2 tRNA genes and 1 rRNA gene are annotated in these 800 nt (G+C 46.9%); all 3 read right to left on the minus strand.

Features of this window, described 5'->3' with window-relative positions:
• Window positions 1–290 (minus strand): 23S ribosomal RNA (locus AAAT26_RS09590); the annotation flags it as partial.
• A 347-nt stretch (window positions 291–637) separates the two neighbouring features.
• Window positions 638–713 (minus strand) — tRNA-Ala (locus tag AAAT26_RS09595).
• Window positions 714–723: 10 nt separating this feature from the next.
• Window positions 724–800, minus strand: a tRNA-Ile gene (locus tag AAAT26_RS09600).

The raw sequence follows: 800 nt of genomic DNA on the forward strand, positions 1-800 counted from the left end.
CCCGGTGCGGTTGCCCGCTCCGGTTTGGCCTCTTTCCCGTTCGCTCGCCGCTACTAAGAAAATCTCGTTTGATTACTTTTCCTCTGGGTAATTAGATGTTTCAGTTCCCCAGGTGCCCTCCTCATAGTCTAAGCTATGGGTGACAGTGCATAACCACTGCCGGGTTCCCCCATTCGGAAATCTACGGGTCACAGGTTGCTTGCACCTCTCCGTAGCTTATCGCAGCTTACCGCGTCCTTCTTCGGCTGATATCGCCAAGGCATCCACCGTACGCCCTTAAAATCTTTACTTATTTTACGCCATAATTTGCGGCTAACTTCGTTGTGCTGCGTTCGGTTTGTCTTGCGTACATAAGTACGCGGCGACATCACCTCACTGGCACGCCTCGTTATCCATCAAATTCTGACGAAAATCTATTTTTAGATTTTATTGACATGCATTAGATACATTGTCGTTTTTTGTAGCCGTACATTTTCATGTACGTCACCATTAAGTCAGAGAATTATTTCCTATGTGCTCGGGTCAACCTACTTAGAAATTCTAAGAGATGACCTTACAAATATATAATAATTATCTTCTATGCAGTTTTCAAAGAACAAACAATTAGTATATCACAGACTCGCTGTCAAATACTAAATGGTGGAGACGAGGAGATTCGAACTCCTGACCCCCTGCTTGCAAGGCAGGTGCTCTCCCAACTGAGCTACGCCCCCATGTATTAAATGGTGGGCCTAGGTGGACTCGAACCACCGACCTCACGCTTATCAGGCGTGCGCTCTAACCAGCTGAGCTATAGGCCC

This window comes from Veillonella parvula, assembly GCF_040094895.1.
In the GTDB taxonomy this organism is placed as follows: domain Bacteria; phylum Bacillota; class Negativicutes; order Veillonellales; family Veillonellaceae; genus Veillonella; species Veillonella parvula_L.